This is a genomic window from Streptomyces sp. NBRC 110035 (assembly GCF_000829695.1).
Lineage (GTDB): Bacteria > Actinomycetota > Actinomycetes > Streptomycetales > Streptomycetaceae > Streptomyces.
This window is the reverse complement of the sequence record NZ_BBNN01000019.1, coordinates 77941-94187: the sequence shown is the minus strand read 5'-3', so window position 1 is coordinate 94187 and position 16247 is coordinate 77941. Positions and strand designations below refer to the sequence as shown.

Annotated in this window: 15 protein-coding genes and 1 pseudogene; 7 read left to right on the top strand and 9 right to left on the bottom strand. The window is 72.1% G+C overall.

Annotated elements, in window-relative coordinates; genetic code table 11:
• Positions 1-71 precede the first annotated feature (71 nt).
• Entirely contained in the window at positions 72-2231 is a 2160-nt protein-coding gene (locus TU30_RS08865) for a SpoIIE family protein phosphatase (protein ID WP_078878181.1), read from the top strand.
• Positions 2232-2452: 221 nt separating this feature from the next.
• Here TU30_RS08865 and TU30_RS08860 read toward each other — a convergent pair whose 3' ends face one another.
• The 4 genes and pseudogenes from TU30_RS08860 to TU30_RS33850 form a co-directional block, all read right to left on the bottom strand.
• The gene (locus tag TU30_RS08860) at positions 2453-3109 is read right to left on the bottom strand and encodes a zf-HC2 domain-containing protein (protein WP_042166829.1); all 657 of its coding nucleotides are present in this window, start codon (positions 3107-3109) and stop codon (positions 2453-2455) included.
• A 151-nt stretch (positions 3110-3260) separates the two neighbouring features.
• Positions 3261-3791, bottom strand: coding sequence for a hypothetical protein (locus tag TU30_RS08855; protein ID WP_042166827.1), 531 nt, complete (start codon positions 3789-3791; stop codon positions 3261-3263).
• A 136-nt stretch (positions 3792-3927) separates the two neighbouring features.
• The gene (locus TU30_RS08850; RefSeq protein WP_042167152.1) at positions 3928-4473 is read right to left on the bottom strand and encodes a sigma-70 family RNA polymerase sigma factor; all 546 of its coding nucleotides are present in this window, start codon (positions 4471-4473) and stop codon (positions 3928-3930) included.
• A gap of 274 nt (positions 4474-4747) precedes the next feature.
• Positions 4748-5099: pseudogene (locus tag TU30_RS33850) on the bottom strand (universal stress protein); the annotation flags it as partial.
• A 96-nt stretch (positions 5100-5195) separates the two neighbouring features.
• Here TU30_RS33850 and TU30_RS08845 point away from each other — a divergent pair.
• Positions 5196-6035 carry a polysaccharide deacetylase family protein gene (locus tag TU30_RS08845; protein ID WP_199816833.1) on the top strand — a complete coding sequence of 280 codons (840 nt, stop codon included), beginning with the start codon at positions 5196-5198 and terminating at the stop codon, positions 6033-6035.
• A 55-nt stretch (positions 6036-6090) separates the two neighbouring features.
• Here the strand turns inward: TU30_RS08845 and TU30_RS08840 are convergent, their stop codons facing one another.
• Positions 6091-6759, bottom strand: coding sequence for a class F sortase (locus tag TU30_RS08840; RefSeq protein WP_042166825.1), 669 nt, complete (start codon positions 6757-6759; stop codon positions 6091-6093).
• Between the two features lie 333 nt (positions 6760-7092).
• Here TU30_RS08840 and TU30_RS08835 point away from each other — a divergent pair, with 333 nt between their 5' ends.
• Positions 7093-7590 (top strand): hypothetical protein, encoded by a 498-nt coding sequence (locus TU30_RS08835; RefSeq protein WP_042166822.1) that lies wholly within the window; start codon positions 7093-7095, stop codon positions 7588-7590.
• Positions 7591-7682: 92 nt separating this feature from the next.
• On the opposite strand, the gene TU30_RS08830 is transcribed toward TU30_RS08835, so the two are convergent.
• The 3 genes from TU30_RS08830 to TU30_RS37960 form a co-directional block, all read right to left on the bottom strand.
• The gene (locus TU30_RS08830) at positions 7683-8240 is read right to left on the bottom strand and encodes a hypothetical protein (RefSeq protein ID WP_042166820.1); all 558 of its coding nucleotides are present in this window, start codon (positions 8238-8240) and stop codon (positions 7683-7685) included.
• 222 nt (positions 8241-8462) lie between these two features.
• Entirely contained in the window at positions 8463-9227 is a 765-nt protein-coding gene (locus tag TU30_RS08825; protein WP_042166817.1) for a DUF4239 domain-containing protein, read from the bottom strand.
• 54 nt (positions 9228-9281) lie between these two features.
• On the bottom strand, positions 9282-9413 hold the full coding sequence (locus TU30_RS37960; RefSeq protein ID WP_042167149.1) for a hypothetical protein: 132 nt from the start codon (positions 9411-9413) through the stop codon (positions 9282-9284).
• A gap of 779 nt (positions 9414-10192) precedes the next feature.
• Between TU30_RS37960 and TU30_RS08815 the strand changes: the two genes are divergently transcribed.
• From TU30_RS08815 to TU30_RS08805, 3 genes are all read left to right on the top strand, one after another.
• Positions 10193-11119 carry an SCO0930 family lipoprotein gene (locus TU30_RS08815; RefSeq protein WP_042166814.1) on the top strand — a complete coding sequence of 309 codons (927 nt, stop codon included), beginning with the start codon at positions 10193-10195 and terminating at the stop codon, positions 11117-11119.
• Positions 11120-11492: 373 nt separating this feature from the next.
• Positions 11493-12305: an SAM-dependent methyltransferase gene (locus TU30_RS08810; protein WP_042166807.1), complete on the top strand. Its 813-nt coding sequence runs from the start codon at positions 11493-11495 to the stop codon at positions 12303-12305.
• Positions 12302-14446 (top strand): bifunctional diguanylate cyclase/phosphodiesterase, encoded by a 2145-nt coding sequence (locus TU30_RS08805; protein ID WP_042166805.1) that lies wholly within the window; start codon positions 12302-12304, stop codon positions 14444-14446. The genes TU30_RS08810 and TU30_RS08805 overlap by 4 nt, the downstream gene beginning before the upstream one ends.
• Before the next feature lie 113 nt (positions 14447-14559).
• Here the strand turns inward: TU30_RS08805 and TU30_RS08800 are convergent, their stop codons facing one another.
• Complete coding sequence (locus tag TU30_RS08800; protein WP_042166801.1) at positions 14560-15444, bottom strand: LysR family transcriptional regulator; 885 nt, start codon at positions 15442-15444, stop codon at positions 14560-14562.
• 95 nt (positions 15445-15539) lie between these two features.
• Between TU30_RS08800 and TU30_RS08795 the strand changes: the two genes are divergently transcribed.
• On the top strand, positions 15540-16247 hold the full coding sequence (locus TU30_RS08795; protein WP_078878179.1) for a succinate dehydrogenase: 708 nt from the start codon (positions 15540-15542) through the stop codon (positions 16245-16247).

Genomic DNA, 16247 nt, shown 5'->3' with positions numbered 1-16247 from the left:
CCCATTGTCCGCCCCGCGGGCTCCGGGGCACACCGGTCGAAGAATCGGGCGAATCCTGACAAGGTGGGTCCATGGCTGATCGGGGAGCGAGCGCCCTGTCACTCCCGGAGGACTGGCCGGACGACCCGGATCCGATCCTGGCGCTCAACCACATGGGCAGGTTCGACTGGGACCTGGACACCCGGGTGATGCTGATGGACGCCCAGGCCCGTGACCTCTTCGACCTGCGCCCCGGCGAATCCAACGCCCCCGACGTGCTGGCGACCCGGATCCCGCCCGCCGAGGCCGTGCGCCTGGACACCGCCGTCTCCCAGGCACTGAAGGACGGAAGCGAGAACTGCGGCGTCTACTTCCGGGTCCGCCGCCGCGACGGCACCCTGTCCTGGACCCACGTCCGTGGCTACATCGGCCGGGACGCGACCGGACGGCCCCGCCACATCCTCGGCATCGTCCGGGACGCCACGGAGGAGCTCGGCGACGACGAGGCCAGAAGCGAGGCCGGAGGGCAACGGGCCTCCCAGGAGAGCGCCCTGCGCCGGCAGACCAACATCGTCCAGCTCACCACGGCCGCCCTCGCGCACGCCCGCACCGTGCAGGACGTCATCGACGTCGTCAAGGACACCCACGGCCTCACCCATCTGGGCGCCACCAGCCTCGTCATGGGCCTGGTCGAGGCCGGCCGGATCCGGCTGGTCGCCGAAGGGCCCGCCGGCAGCTTCGTCCCGGGCACCCGCATCACCCGGATCGACGAGCAGTACCCGATGAGCGAGGCCGTACGGACCCTGAGCCCGCGCTTCATCGAGTCGCCGGAGGAGTTCGCCGAACGCTACCCGGTGCTGTGGCCGCACCTCACCGACCTGCACATCACCTCGGCGGCCTACCTGCCGCTCATCGTCCAGACCCGCCCCATCGGCGCCATGGGCCTGCTCTACAACGACCGGCGCGGCTTCACCCCCGAGGAACGCAACATCCTCGTCGCCCTGTGCAGCAGCATCGCCCAGAGCATGCAGCGGGCCATGTTCTACGAGCAGGAGATGGACCTCGCGCAGGGACTCCAGCAGGCCATGCTGCCCCGCACCATCCCCAGCGTGCCCGGCGCCGACGTCGCCGTCCGCTACCGCGCGGCCAGCATCGGCGGCGGCCTCGGCCGGGACATCGGCGGCGACTGGTACGACCTGATCCCGCTGCCCGGGGGCCGGGTCGGCGCCGTGATCGGCGACGTCCAGGGCCACGACACCCACGCCGCCTCCGTCATGGGCCAGCTGCGTATCGTGCTCCGGGCCTACGCCGCCGAAGGGCACCCGCCGGCCACCGTGATGGCCCGCGCCTCCGTCTTCCTGCACGAACTCGACACCGACCGCTCCGCGACCTGCCTGTACGCCGAGGCCGACCTGTCCACCGGTGTCCTCCAGGTGGTCCGGGCCGGCCACATCGACCCGCTCGTCCGGCGTGCCGACGGCGTCTGCCACCGCGTCAACGTGCCGGGCGGGCTGCCGCTCGGCCTGTCCGCCGAGTTCGACCGGCTGGAGTACCCGGTCGGGACGATGGAACTGGACCCCGGCAACGTGCTGCTGCTGTGCACCGACGGCCTGGTCGAGCAGCCCGGCGCCGACCTCGACGACGGCATCAGGACCCTCTCCGCGCTCGTCACCACCGGCCCCGACGACGTACGCGAGCTGGCCGACCGGCTCATCGACGTGGCCGAGGAGCGCGGCGTGGACGACGACGTGGCCCTCCTCCTGCTGCGCCGCCGCCCGCCGGACAGCCCGCGTGCGGGAGGCCGGCTGCAGCAGCACGTGGCCCCCGGTGATCCCGAGGCCCTCGTCGAGGCCCGGCGCATGGTCCGCGCCGGGGTCGGTGCCTGGGGCACCGGGAACCGCGCCGACGAGATCGAACTGGCCGCCGACGAGCTGATCACCAACGCCCTGATGCACACCGAGGGGGCCGCCGTCGTCACCCTCCGGGTGCTCACCGGCGGTGAGCGGCGGCTGCGCGTGGAGGTGGCCGACTCCTCCAGCGCCCTGCCGCGCCGCCGCGAGGCGGGGGAGTCGGGCGTCTCGGGACGGGGCCTGCTCCTGGTCGAGACGCTCGCGGACGAGTGGGGCGTGGAGGCACGCGGCGGAGGCAAATGCGTGTGGTGCGAGTTCTCGGTGACCAGGACCTCCGACCACGACCCCGGTGACGGTGCCCGCGCCGCCGACGCCGACGGCACGGGACGCGGCTCCCGCTGACCGGTCCGGGGCGGCACCCCGGAGGGATGCCGGAGCGTCCCGGGGCCCAGGCGCTGCGGGCCACCCCCGCCGGACGGCCGGGGACCGCGAAGAAGAGCGGACCGAGGGGCCACGGCAGCGCCGGCGGGGCGTGCCCGGTGCGCGGCGACACCGTCCGCGAGATCGCGTCCGGTCCGTGCCGGGGCCGGTGACCGCGGGGGTTCCGGGGATTCCTCCCGGTGTCACCCGGGCTTCAGCGTCACCAGGTGCTCGCCGTCGGAGGAGCGCAGCTCGTAGCGGTCGACCTGCCCGGTGTGCAGGGTGGAGCCGCCCGTCATGGTGTTGGGGCGGGCGTCGTGACGGGGCACGCTCCAACTGGTCACCGTCTCCTCGGAGCCGTCCCGGCCCACCACCACCAGCCGGCAGACCCGGGGCCCCGCGCCGTCCTTGACCTTCAGCTGCAGCCGGCTGCCCCAGTCCTCGTCCGCCGTCGTGATCTCCGCCCACACCCCGGACCGCTCATCGGTCGCCACGATGCTCGCGGGCGCCCGCCCGCCGCCGCCCGACGACAGCACGGCGAGCGCCGGCGCGGTGGTCGCGAGCACCACCGAGGCGGCCAGTGCGAACAGCAGCCGACGGCGCACCGCCCGGTTGCGGACCGCCACCTCGGACAGCAGCCGGTCCAGCATCCGCGGGCCCGGCCTGGGCATCGGGTGCGTCAGCGGCGGGGTGGAGCGCCGATACAGCATCAACTGCCGTGTCGTCGCACCGAATTCGGTCACCTGTGCAGCGCAGCTGGGGCACTCCATGAGGTGGTCCTCGAAGCGGAAGGCCTCCGCCTCGTCCAGCACGCCGAGCGCGTACGCGCCGACGTCGCGATGCCTTTCCAGGGACCTCATGCCGAATCCTCGTGCCGTTGGGTGTGGGTGGGGTTACTCCTTGCTCCCACCGGTACGTACCAGGCAGTCGATTCACTCAAGCCGCATGCCGAATCGTAACCAAAGGGTTCGGAGCCCTCCGGCCCGCGGATTGGTCCGACTCGGCGGAAAACTAAAAAAGGTGGATGGCGAGGTGCCCGAGCGGCAGCCCGAGCTGCCACGCGGGCGTCCACACCTTCGGCCCCTCGTCCTCCCCGGCCCCCGCGAGGCCGCCCGGCACCGCGTTCAGATCGGGTGCCAGCAGCTCCGTCTCCCGCAGCCACCGCCAGGCCGACCGGGCGAGCTCCAGGTCGGGATCCACCGGGGCCCGGACGGCGGCGGTCGCGGTGGCGGCTTCCGCGGTCAGGTCTGCCAGGCGTTCCCCCACCCACTCCTGCCACGGCTGGTCGTACGCGGTCAGCGACAGCCAGGTCTCCAGCCGGGTGATCACCCGGATGCCGGAGAGCTCGCCGTCGGTGTCGGACAGGAAGACGGTCAGCGCCAGCGCCTCCCGTCCGGCCCGGAACTCGAAGGACGTCGGCGGCATCAGATCGCCGCTGCGCAGCAGTTCGTCGGCGATGTACTCGGCGTACAACCAGGCCATGGGGACGGCCAGTTCGCCGTCGCCCGTGCCGTCGGTGCTCTCTTGACCTCTGCGCGGCATCCCTTCCAGCCCTCCTCCGGTACGTGCGCGTCGCCCGAACACGGGCCCCCGGTCCGCAGCACGGATGAGGACAGCCGATTACCCGACGGGGGTGGTCGGCAAGGCACTTTACGGAGGTTTGACCCGGCCGCCGGTTTCACCGCAGGTCGGCAGCGTATCCGGGAAGCACCCGGCGCAGGGCGCGCAGCGCGTAGTACGCGCGGGACTTCACGGTACCGGGCGGTATCCCCAGGGCCGCCGCGGCCTCCGCCACACTCGCCCCCTGGAAGTACACGAGCACCAGGACTTCACGGTGCTCCGGAGTGAGAGTCTTCACAGCCTGGCGGACGTCGAGCGCCGCCGCGGCCCGTTCGGCGTGGTCGGAGATCACCCGCGCGTTCTCCAGCACCGCGTCGCCGACCTCGGGCGGCCGGGCCTGCCGGGCCCGCCGCGCGTCGATGGCGAGCCGCCGGCCCACGGTCATCAGCCAGGGCCGTACGGACTCGAAGTCGTCGGCGCGCAGCGCCTCGGGATGCTGCCAGGCGCGTACCAGCGTCTCCTGGACGAGGTCCTCGGCGCGCTGCCGGTCCCCGTCGCAGAGCCGGAGCAGCAGCGCGAAGAGGGGCCGGCCGTGCTCGCGTTGCAGGGCGGCGAGTTCGTGTTCGGCGGTTGTCCCGTTCATGAGTGTCATTCCGGCCGTCATGGCGGTATGGCAACGTACGGCGCCCGCCGGGGACAGAGAGCGCACAACGGCGTGCGGCGGACGGTCGATCGCGTCGACGAACGGTTCGACGAACGGTCCTGGCGACCGTTCCCGCACGCCGGACGGCCCGAAGGCGGTCACCGTCGTCCTCGCCGCGGGCGCCGCCCGGCGGTCCCGGGAGCACCGACCGCCGGAATCCGGCCGTCCGGGCCCCGGCCGCGCGGGACCGCGGTGTCACCCCGGCCGCCTCAGGGGCGACGAGGGCCGCTCCGCCCGCGGCCTTCACCATGTCGTTGTACGGCTCGCCGCGGAACGTGTGGAACTCCCAGCGGAAGTCGAACCCCCCGCGCCCGCTCGGACGCCTCCCCGACCTGCCTCACCAGGTCCTCGGCGATCCCGCCGGTCGCCTCCGCCACCGGCGCCCCGAGCGCCGCGCCCGCCGCCGGCTGCGCGTACACGACGGCGGGCAGAGCGTGCTGACGCCGGGCCGTGCCGGAGGCGTAGGCCGCCGCCCGGAGGGAGGAACCGGAGCCGTCCACTTCGACCACGATCACCTTCGGGCCGTCCGTACCCCGTTCGAACCGCGTCGAGCGCTTCCCCGTCGCGGCGCCGAGGCTGTCGGACACCCGTACGGCGGCGGTACTGGGCCGGGCGGGTGGAAAGGCCCCGCCGTACCGGTGCTGCGGAGATCCACCCGCCACCGGGCGGGCGACTGATGAGTCATGCAGAAGGATCAGATGCTCACGCGGCGCCGGGCCCTGTTCACCGGCGCCGCCGTCGTGGGGGCGGCCGGCGCGGCCGGACTCCTCATGACGGGTTCCGGCACCGACGCGGCACGTCCCGCCACGCCCGCCGCCGGAGCCCAGGCCGCAGGCCGTCCGCTCAAGCCCTCCGCGTACCGGCTCAGACCCCTCACCGGCCACGGCTCGCACCAGGCCCTGCTCGGCAGAACGCAGGTGCGGAGCGCACCGCTGCTGCGCGTGTCCGGACGGGGCAGCACCATGGTGCTGACCTTCGACGACGGGCCCGACCCCCGCTACACCCCGGACATCCTCGACACGCTCGCCGCGTACGACGTCCGCGCGATGTTCTTCGTGTGCGGGGAAATGGTCTCCCCCCACAAGGACCTGCTCGCCCGCATGGCCGACGAGGGACACGTCGTCGGCAACCACACCTGGTCCCACCCCCTGCTCACCCGGCTGACCCGCGGCAGGATCCGCTTCGAGATGGAACGCACCAGCGACATCATCGAGGAGGGGTACGGCGAGCGACCCCACTGGTTCCGCGCGCCCTACGGAGCCTGGAACCGCGCCACCTTCCAACTCGGCGCAGAACTGGGTATGGAACCGCTCGCCTGGACCGTCGACACCCTCGACTGGACCAGCCCCGGCACCCGCACCATCGTCGACCGGGTGGAGAACGGCGCCGCCCCCGGCGTCGTGGTGCTCTCGCACGACGCCGGGGGCGACCGCTCCCAGAGCGTGCGGGCCCTGCGCGCCTATCTGCCCGAACTGCTCGACTCCGGCTACCGGGTGACGGTGCCCCGCCGGCAGTACGTCTGAGCGCGTACCGTCCCTCCGGTCGGTCCCGTCCGCCCGGCCGGAGGGGGCCGGCCGCTCAGCGGACCCCGGCGAGGCGGGCGAAGACGACGACGTTCCCGTCGTAACCGTCCTGCTGGGTGAAACCACCGCCGCAGGTGATGACCCGCAGTTCCGCCGCGCCCTTCGAGTTGTAGACCCGGTCACCGGGGAAGTCGTTCTTCGCGAAGACCTCGATGCCGTAGATCTCGAACACCGCGGTCTTTCCGTCCTTGCGCTCGATCTCGACGCGGTTGCCCTTCTTCAGGGCCCCGAGCCCGTAGAAGACGGCCGGGCCCAGATGGTTGTCGACGTGGCCGACCACGACCGCCGTGCCCTTCTCGCCGGGAGTGACCCCACCGGTGAACCAGCCCGCCAGATTGGGGTCCTCGGGCGGCGGCGCGTCCACCCACCCCTCCGCGTCCAGCCCCACCGCCATCACCGGCGCGTCCACCTGGATCGCAGGAATCCGGACCTGTCCCGGAACCGAGTACGGCAGCGGCCGCATCGCCGGGGCCGTGGAGGCGCCGGGCACCCGGCTGTCCGTGGCGGCGGCACCGGCGGGTTGCGGCGGTCCCTCGTCGAACTCCCCCGAACCGTTGCGGATGAGCGCGAGACCGGTGAGCAGGACCAGCGCTATCACGCCCCACGGAGCACGCTTTTTCCGCCGCGCCTCCTCTTCGAATTCGGCCGGTTCGAAAGCAGACATTCGCTTTTCCCCTCTCGACACGGCCGTCGCCGTATCAGTCGCGCATGGCAGAAACGCTAGAGGCGGCGCAGGGAACCGGCGACGGGGAAGAGGCGAACGGGTGGCCGCGCGGTGATCGGTGAGCCATCCGGGGTGCCGCCGAACGAAGATCCTCTGACGGTCAGTGACCTGCGGTGATATCCGAAACCACGGAGGTGGGCGGACCATCGCCTCACCGGGACGGACCATCGCCGAAATGCGCGCCGGGACAGGGCAACTGAGGGTCTTCCTGGGAGGCGCTTTCTCGCCGATCGACCGGGGACCGGCCCCGGGGCGCCTTCCGCGGAGGAACACATGCGAAAGTCACGTGCCCTGGCGTCCGCCGGCGCCGCGGTCGCCGTCCTCGGGCTCGCCGCCCCGGCCGCCGTCGCGGACGGCGGCCGGGTCCCCAGCCCGTCCAACATCGTCGCCCTGCCCAGCGTCATCGCCCGTGGCGGCCAGCTGACCATCACCGTCGACGGCTGCCCCAACGGTGGCCACGCCACGTCCAACGCCTTCCCCAGGACCAACCTGACTCCGGTCCACGGCTCCGGCGACACCGCGAAGGGCACCGCCACCATCGACGACGACGCCCGCCCCGGCTCGTACGACATCACGGTGCACTGCTCCGGCCGCAGCCTGACCCGGCCCGCCGCCTTCACCGTCATCGGCGGGGTCCGCGGTGGCCTCGGCGGCAGCAGCACCGACGGTGCGACCCCGACCGACATGGCCATCGGCGGTGGACTGGTGGCCGCCGCGGCCGCCGCCGGCGGTGTCTTCTGGATGCGCCGCCGCGCCGAGAAGCAGTTCTGATCCCAGCCCTTCCCGGCGGCCGTTTCGCACGTGTGACTGGAGGCCGCGCCCCGGATCCCCGACCGGGTCCGGGGCGCAGCCGTGTGGGGCCGTCAGGTGCCGTCCCGTGCACCGTCACGGCGGGTGAAGCGGTACACGGCGTCCACCGGGCCCGTGACGAGTGCGGCGCCGAGCCCGGCCCCGCCCACGGCGAGGCCGGCCGGAGTGCCGCCCTCCCCGGCGTGCACCACCCCCCTCGGGTACCCGGTCGCGCCCCCGGCTTCCACGGGCAGCGGAGAGGGGAGCGGTACGGGGCGGCCACCGGAGACGGCCGGACTGGTGGTGCCGGTGACACCCTCACAGGTGAACGCCACCTGGTGGACCGCGCCGGGCCCGACGTCCCGGTACACCTCCGCCGTCGCCTTCGAGCGCTCCCCCGGGACGGTCACCGTGTCGAAGACCGGCGAGGGGACCGTCCCGTGTCCCTCGCACCCGCCGCCTGCCCGGTCCACCCACAGAGTGACCCGGTCGCCGGGCTCGACGAGGGCGGGCCGGACACCGAAGCCTGACGGTGTGACATCGCCGCCCACGGCGACGGCACCCGGCGCGACGGCGAGGGCCGGGGCGCTGACGCCCAGGGGTGTGGCGGAAGCGACGCGTATCGCGTGCATGGTGAGTCCTCCGGGTCCCGAGGAGCAGCGGCGGACCTGTTCCGCCCGCGCTCAGGAATGCGGCTCGATGTCCGAAACGCTAGGAAACCGCGCCGGGTGGCGCGATCGCAGTCGCGCGAACGGGTCACTCCTGTGGGCCGAAGGAGGGACCACCGGTACTGCGGAAGGGGGACACGTACGGCGTGGCGCACAGCTCTGGACCACCACCGTGGTGCGAAACGGTCAGCTCCCGACGTCGGGGAACAGGAGGCGGAACGGATCGGCCGACGCGGCGAGGCCACGGCTGAACGGCGCGTCGAAATCCCAGATCAGGAAGAGCAGGAAGGCGATCAGAGCCGAGAACAGGCCGGCGAGGACCAGTTCCCGCCGGGTGCGCCGGATCTGCAGCGCGAAGATCATCCCGATGGTGATGACGGCCCCGCCGATCAGCCCGAACCACACCACGCCCGGCATGGTCTCCCCGGTCGACTCCGCACGGGCGGCGCGTGCCTGGTCGGCGGCGGACACCTGGTCGACGAGCGGCTGATAGGCCTGGGCCTCGAAGTCCGTCCGCGGTTCGTAGTCGGTGACGTCCCGGCGGATCCGGTCGAGCAACTCGGTTCCGCGCCCGGTGACCTGTCCGTCGTCGGCCATGGCGCGCCACTCGGTGGTCACGACGTGTCCGACATAGGCGTTGACATCGTCCCGAATGCGGTCGCGGACGTCGGCCGGATAGGTCCGTACCCGCTCCGAGATCTCGTGCAGTGCCACCGCCTCCGCCCGTACGTGGTCCTGGGCGGCGCTGCGTCCCTCCCAGACCCCGGCGATGGCAAGGCCCAGGACGATGGCGTACACCACGCCGATCCACATCGTCATGTACTCGATGACGTCCGGGGTCTCGCTGGGGTCCTCGTCGTCGGGAGCCGTGCGGTGGCGTACGAGGGTGATGACGACCACCACGACGCAGACGGCCAGCATCGCGAGGGTGAGAACGAGCCATTCCGGCAAGAGGTGCCTCCACGGCGGATTGTCGGGTTCGGCGGGGACGGGCGGGCCCGGGGCTCAGCGAGGCCGCAGCGCGGCGATGGCGACGACCGCGGGCGTGATGATGAGCAGGACGAAGGTGAGCGGTGACGTGGCACCACCGGACGGCCGCTCGACCGGACGCGCGGCGCGGTACCGGGGGTAGTGCACGGGCGTCACGGAGGGGCGGGGTGCAGGGGTGGCCGACGGGGTGGATGAGGGGCTCGGTGGCGGCGGGGGAGGTGGGGGAAGGGGCGGGGCCGGACGTGCGGGGGGTGGCGCCGGGCGGGCCTGGCGTGGGGGTGAGGGGGGCGGGGGATCGGGTGCCGTGGTGGTGGGCTCGGACTTCGGTGGCGGGGGAGCGGGTGGTGGCGGGGGCGGAGTGGGTTCGGGCGCGGGTGGCGGAGGAGGTGGTGCGGGCGGGGGCGCGGGTGGCGGAGGGGGTGGTGCGGGCGGGGGTGCGGGGGGTGAACAGGCCGGGGGGAGTGGCCAGGTCAGGTTTCCGACGACCGCCACCGCCTCCGTTCCCTCCGGGCCCGTCGAGGCGTAGGCGCACGCGTCGGCCACCGCCGTGCCCGGCGCGCCGGTGAGCGCCCAGGTCAGCGTCGCCGTCGCCAACGCCCTGGCGACGAGGGCGGATCGGGTCGGTACGAGTCCTTGCACGATGGAGATCATGAGCCGCGCTCCGCCGGGACGCGTGTCAGTTCCGGGTGATTAACCCAATGGAGTTAAATCCGGCAAATCCTGTTTGATCCTGCGCCGATCACTCGATGGGAGAGCGCGAGCGGATGTGTGATGCATGGGACGGACCGGGTGATAAAGGGAGGAACAACGGGCTCCGGAAGAAATATCGACCCGCGTTGAACACGGCAGGTGCGCTCATGCGTACTCCACGTCGAGCGGCGGCGCAGCAGGGCGCTGCAACACCCTTGTGATGATCTGGAGTTTAGATGAAGACCTCCTGGCGGACCGCCTCACTGGTGGTGAGCGCCGCGGCGGTGCTGACGCTGACGACGGCGTGCGGTCAGGACACCCCGCCGCCGGCCGGCAGTCAGAACGTGGGCGCCTCGGCCGCGCCCGGAGACCTCGGAGGCATCGACACCGGGGCCGGCACGGAGGCCTCCGCGAGCCCGGCCGGCGGTGCGGGCAAGCTGGCCGTCGCCAGCAACGCCGAACTCGGCAAGCTGGTGACGGACGAGCTCGGACTCACGCTCTACCGCTTCGACCAGGACACCGCCGAGCCTCCCAAGTCCAACTGCGACGGCGACTGCGCCGAGACCTGGCCGCCGGTGCTCGCCGACGACGCCGCGGCCGGTGAGGGCATCGACGAGTCCCTCCTCGGTGAGGTCACCCGGGCCGACGGCACCAAGCAGCTCACCGTCGACGGCTGGCCCGCCTACCACTACGTCAAGGACGTCAACGCCGGTGACGTCAAGGGCCAGGGCGTGGGCGGCAAGTGGTTCGCGCTGACCCCCGAGGGCAAGAAGGCGCAGGAGGCCGGCGAGCAGCCCGGCCTGTCCACCCGGGAGGATCCCGAACTCGGCGAGATCGTCGTCGACAAGGACGGCAGGACCGTCTACCGCTTCATGAAGGACGAGGCCTGGCCCGACCCGGTCTCCGCCTGTACCGGTGCCTGCCTGGAGAAGTGGCCGGCGGTGGCGCCGGTCGACATCAACGACACCAAGGGCATCCAGAAGAAGAACTACATGACCTTCACCCGCCCCGACAACAAGGCCGAGCAGCAGACGATCAACTGCTGGCCGATCTACACCTTCGCGGGCGACAAGGCCGCCGGTGACACCAACGGCCAGGGCGTCGGCGGGACCTGGTACGCGGTGCGGCCGGACGGAGAGCCCGTCGGCGCGCCGGAGAAGTAGCACCACCTCCCCGGGGCGTCGTTCCCCTCCGGCGCCGTGGCCCCCGGTCCGCCTCTCCGTGTCCCGCGGAGAGGCGGACCGTTTTGCCGTGATTCACCGGAACTCGCGGAATTTCCGGCGCTCTTCACCTTTCCTGCGCCGCTCGCCCTTTTCTCCGTGCGTCGCGCCATTGTGTGCGCCCGGCTTCTTCAGGTGCCGGAACTCTCCGGAATGCCGTGCATGCTTTTCGTAGTGTGCTCACGGTTGCCCATTCGGCACATGCCGTAGGCAGTGACCGGGAACGGATGGTCAATTTCCGTTTGGGGTCGCTCCATTGGCGAGCGATCAGTAGCCTCTGCTCGGACACCGGATCGCCAACGCTGTGGAGAGATAGATGGAGCGTCCCGCCTGGGCCCCGCGGAGCATCGACATCACGGTGCCCAGCGTTTCCCGGATGTACGACTACTACCTGGGCGGTTCGCACAACTTCGAGGTCGACCGGGAAGCGGCCCGCAGGGCCATGGAGTTCATGCCGGGGCTGCCGAAGGTCATGCAGGCGAACAGGGGGTTCCTGCGCCGGGCGGTGCGGTTCGCGGCCGGTGAGGGCGTCACCCAGTTCCTGGACATCGGCTCCGGCATCCCGACGTTCGGCAATGTGCACGAGGTGGCGCAGGCTGCCGCTCCCGGCGCGCGGGTGGTCTACGTCGACCACGACCCGGTGGCCGTCGCGCACAGCCAGGCCGTCCTCGAGGGCAACGAGGACGCGGCCGTTGTCGCCGCGGACCTTCGTAAGCCCCAGGAGATCCTGGGCAGTGACGAGGTCGGACACCTGATCGACCTGAAACGCCCGGTGGCGCTGCTGCTCGTCGCCGTCCTCCACTTCGTGGACGACGCGGAGGACCCGTACGCGGCGGTGGCCCAGCTGCGCGACGCACTCGCGCCCGGCAGTATGCTGATGCTCACCCATGCCTCGTACGAGGGAATTCCGCTGCCGCCGGAGCGGGCCGGTGGCGCGGTGGACGTGTACAAGGACATCCGCAACCCGTTGATCATGCGCTCGCGCGACGAGATCGCGCGGTTCTTCGAGGGGTACGACATGGTGGAACCCGGACTGGTGCCGATGCCGAAGTGGCGGCCGGACACCGCACCGGAGGACGAGGATCCCTACGCCTTCTCCGCTTACGCGGGCGTGGGGCGTACCGCGTGAGCGCGGAGCCGGACGGGCCGGAGGACAGACTGCGCCGGTTCGCGACGATCTGGAGCCGGGCGGTCTTCCCGGTGACCTCGACCTCGTCGACCCGGCCGGAGTTGGAGAAGCAACTGCTCCCGCTGGCGCGGCGGTTGAGCGAGGCGCTACGGGCGAGGGCGTTCGACCCGGACACCGGCAAGGAGGTCGGCGCCGCCCTGGTCCGGGCACACTGCACCGACCCGGAGGCGCTCAGCCGGACCCTGGACTGCGTGGACGCCTACCTCGTCCTGTACTGCGGCGGCGACGGCGACCGCGAGGACCTGCGGGCGCGCAGTGCCAGAGTGCAGCACGCCATGGCCGCCGGATACGCGCAGGCGCTGCGCGAGCGGACGCTGGCCGAGCAGGAGGCCATCGCCCAGGCCGCGCTGCGGGCGCAGGGCGTGGTGGCACAGGCCCTGCACGACACCGAGGCCAGGTTCCGCGCGGTCTTCGAGGGCGCGGCCATAGGCATCGGCATCGCCGACCTCAAGGGCAACATCCTCCAGGTCAACGCCGCCCTGCGGCGCATGTTCGGCCTGTCCGAACAGAGCCTGCGCAGCCGCGGTGTCCCGGAGTGGACGCACCCCGACGACGCCCCGCAGACCTGGGCCCTCTACGACGAGCTGGTACGCGGCGAGCGCGAGCACTACCACCTCGAGAAGGCGTTCTACCGGCCCGACGGCACGGTGCTGTGGACCAACCTCACGGTGTCCCTGCTGCGCGACGCCGACGGTGAACCGCAGTACCAGCTCGCGCTCATGGAGGACACCACCGAGCGGCGGCTGCTCAACCTCCGGCTGCGCTACGAGGCCACCCACGACGCGCTGACCGGTCTGCCCAACCGCACGTTCTTCTTCGAGCGGCTCGAGAAGGCGCTGAACGCGGGCGAGGGACAGCGCTTCGGCCTGTGCTACCTCGACCTGGACGGCTTCAAGACCGTCAACGACAGTCTCGGGCACGCGGCCGGTGACCGGCTGCTCGTCGAGGTCGCCGACCGGCTCCAGTCCTGTGCCACCGCGCCCGGTGAGATGGTCGCCCGGCTCGGCGGCGACGAGTTCGTGGCGCTGACCACGGGCCCCGACACCCAGCACACGGTCCACGAACTCGCCGCCCGCATCATGAACGCGCTGCTCGCCCCCGTCGGCGTCGACGGCAGGGACCTGACCGTGCGCGGCAGCATCGGCGTGGTCGAGGGACCGGCCGGGGAGCGCGGTCCGGCGGAGGTGCTGCGCAGCGCCGACATCACCATGTACCGGGCCAAGTCGGCGGGCGGCAACCGTTTCGAGCTCGCCGACCCGGAGTCCGACGCCCGCGCCATCACCCGGCACGGCCTCACCACGGCGCTGCCCGCGGCGCTGGAACGGGGCGAGTTCTTCATCGAGTACCAGCCGCTGGTCCACCTCGGTGACGGCAGTGTCCGGGGTGCCGAGGCGCTGGTGCGCTGGCTGCACCCGCAGCACGGGGTGCTGTCGCCGGACCGGTTCATCCCGCTCGCCGAGCACACCGGGCTGATCGTCCCGCTGGGCCGCTGGGTGCTCGAGCAGTCCGTGCGGCAGGCCCGCACATGGCAGCAGCGGCACGGCGGCGCGGACACGCTCGGCCCGCTGCGCATCAACGTGAACCTCTCGCCCTGCCAGCTCGCCCACCCCGGCCTGGTCCAGGACACCGTCGACATCCTGGAGCGCACCGGCGTGGAGCCGGACGCGCTGTGCCTGGAGGTGACCGAGTCGGCGCTGATCGGCGCGGACGACGACCTGCTGAAGCCGCTGCGCCGGCTCGCGGAGATGGGCGTCGACATCGCTCTGGACGACTTCGGCACCGGCTACTCCAACCTCGCCAACCTGCGCCGCCTCCCGGTGAGTGTCCTCAAGCTGGACCGTTCCTTCACCCAGAGCATGCAGCAGTTTCCGGCGGACCCGGTCGATCTCAAGATCGTCGAGGGGATCGTCTCCCTGGCCCACAGCCTCGACCTCGCGGTGACGGTGGAGGGTGTCGAGACGGGAGCCCAGGCCGAACAGCTCCGCATCCTCGGCTGCGACACCGCCCAGGGCTGGTACTACGCACGCCCGGGTCCACCGGAGCGGCTGCACGAACTGGCCCTGGTGGACGCGACGGGCTGAATCCCTCACGCCGACGGCCTGGCCGGGGCGGCGCAGTGAGGGTGCCGGCCGCGCAGCGGGTGCAGTACCGGCCGGTGGCCGGCCACCCGGCCACCGGCCGGTGCGGCCGGCGCTCACCGTTCCAGCAGCATCCGCTGGAGCTCCCGGGCCGCCCGTGGCGGAGCCACGTCGCTGCGGTGGGCCAGGGCGATGGTGCGGTCGAGGCCGGGGTGGGCCAGAGGGGTGACCCGCAGTCCCTGACCGGACCGCGCGGCGACCATGCGGGGCACGACGGCGAAGCCCAGGCCCGCCCGGACGAAGCCCAGCACGGCGTCCATCTCCCCGCCCTCCACCGCGAAGTCCGGCTCGAAGCCCTCCGCGCGGCACGCGGCCACCGTCAGCTCCCGCAGGTCGTAGCCGTGCCGGAACATCACCAGACGCTCGCCCTCCAGGTCGGCGACACGCACGGTGCGCCGGCCCCGTCCGGGTTTCGGGGCGTCCGGGGAGGACACCACCACCAGGTCCTCGCGCAGCAGCTCCACCGTGGTGAGCGCTGGGGAGGGGGTCGGCAGGGGCAGCACGACCAGGGCCAGGTCCAGGGCACCGCGGGCCAGCTCGCGCACCAGGTCGTGGGAGCCGCCCTCCTCGATCAGCAGCCGGACGCCCGGATAGCGGTCGTGGAAGGCGCGCAGCACGTCCGGCAGCAGACCGGTGCACAGGCTGGGGGTGGCCCCCAGCCTGACCCGGCCGCTGCGCAGCTGTGCCAGCTCCTGCACCTCGTGCCGGGCCGTGTCCGCGTCGGCGAGGATGCGCCGGGCCAGCGGCAGCAGCGCCTCGCCCGCGTCGGTCAGCGTGATGTTCCCGCGGGCCCGCAGGAACAGATCCGCGCCCAGTTCCCGCTCCAGTGCCCTGATCTGCTGGGAGAGGGACGGCTGCGCCACGTGGACCCTCTCCGCGGCCCGGGTGAAGTGCCGGGTCTCGGAGACCGCCACGAAGTACTGGAGCTGCTGGAACTGCATGGGCCCAGCATAGTCGCCTCATAGGAGATGGCTATGGAAACGAGGTGTTCCATGTCTTGGACCGATGGGGACCTTTGGCCCTAGCGTGCTGTGACATGGCTCTGGCAACGCGGACGGACCGACGGCCGTCCATGGCACGCACCGTGTGGGACTCGACCGTCGGCAAGAAGACAGTGATGGCCGTCAGCGGTCTGATCATGCTGCTCTACCTGGTCGCCCACATGCTCGGCAACCTGAAGATCTACTTCGGCGCGCCCGAGTTCAACGCGTACGCGCACTGGCTGCGCACCATGGGCGAGCCCCTCCTGCACCACGAGTGGGCCCTGTGGGTGGTCCGAGTCGTGCTCGTCGCCGCGGTCGTCGCGCACGCCGTCTCCGCGTACCAGCTCAGCCGCCGCGACATCAGGGCGCGCCCCAGCAAGTACGTCCACAAGAAGGCGCGGGCCGGCTACGCCACGCGCACCATGCGCTGGGGCGGGATCATCCTCGCCCTGTTCATCGTCTGGCACATCCTCGACCTGACCACCGGCCACGTGCACTCCGGCGGCTTCGAGGCGGGCAAGCCCTACCAGAACGTCGTGGACACCTTCTCCACCTGGTACGGCAACGTCATCTACATCGTCGCGGTGCTCGCCGTCGGCCTGCACATCCGGCACGGTTTCTGGAGCGCCGCCCAGACCCTCGGCGTCGGCAGCCGCGCCCGCGACCGCGCCCTGAAGGCCCTGGCGAACGTCCTCGCGCTGCTGCTCACGATCGGTTTCCTCGCCGTTCCCGTGGGCGTCATGACCGGAGTGGTGAGCTGA

What these genes read in the sequence shown, in the direction of transcription:
- TU30_RS08865 (WP_078878181.1), top strand. Translation starts at nt 72, where the DNA reads ATGGCTGATCGGGGAGCGAGCGCCCTGTCACTCCCGGAGGACTGGCCG.
- TU30_RS08860 (WP_042166829.1), bottom strand. Translation starts at nt 3,109, where the DNA reads ATGAGGTCCCTGGAAAGGCATCGCGACGTCGGCGCGTACGCGCTCGGC.
- TU30_RS08855 (WP_042166827.1), bottom strand. Translation starts at nt 3,791, where the DNA reads ATGCCGCGCAGAGGTCAAGAGAGCACCGACGGCACGGGCGACGGCGAA.
- TU30_RS08850 (WP_042167152.1), bottom strand. Translation starts at nt 4,473, where the DNA reads ATGACGGCCGGAATGACACTCATGAACGGGACAACCGCCGAACACGAA.
- TU30_RS08845 (WP_199816833.1), top strand. Translation starts at nt 5,196, where the DNA reads ATGCAGAAGGATCAGATGCTCACGCGGCGCCGGGCCCTGTTCACCGGC.
- TU30_RS08840 (WP_042166825.1), bottom strand. Translation starts at nt 6,759, where the DNA reads ATGTCTGCTTTCGAACCGGCCGAATTCGAAGAGGAGGCGCGGCGGAAA.
- TU30_RS08835 (WP_042166822.1), top strand. Translation starts at nt 7,093, where the DNA reads ATGCGAAAGTCACGTGCCCTGGCGTCCGCCGGCGCCGCGGTCGCCGTC.
- TU30_RS08830 (WP_042166820.1), bottom strand. Translation starts at nt 8,240, where the DNA reads ATGCACGCGATACGCGTCGCTTCCGCCACACCCCTGGGCGTCAGCGCC.
- TU30_RS08815 (WP_042166814.1), top strand. Translation starts at nt 10,193, where the DNA reads ATGAAGACCTCCTGGCGGACCGCCTCACTGGTGGTGAGCGCCGCGGCG.
- TU30_RS08810 (WP_042166807.1), top strand. Translation starts at nt 11,493, where the DNA reads ATGGAGCGTCCCGCCTGGGCCCCGCGGAGCATCGACATCACGGTGCCC.
- TU30_RS08800 (WP_042166801.1), bottom strand. Translation starts at nt 15,444, where the DNA reads ATGCAGTTCCAGCAGCTCCAGTACTTCGTGGCGGTCTCCGAGACCCGG.
- TU30_RS08795 (WP_078878179.1), top strand. Translation starts at nt 15,540, where the DNA reads ATGGCTCTGGCAACGCGGACGGACCGACGGCCGTCCATGGCACGCACC.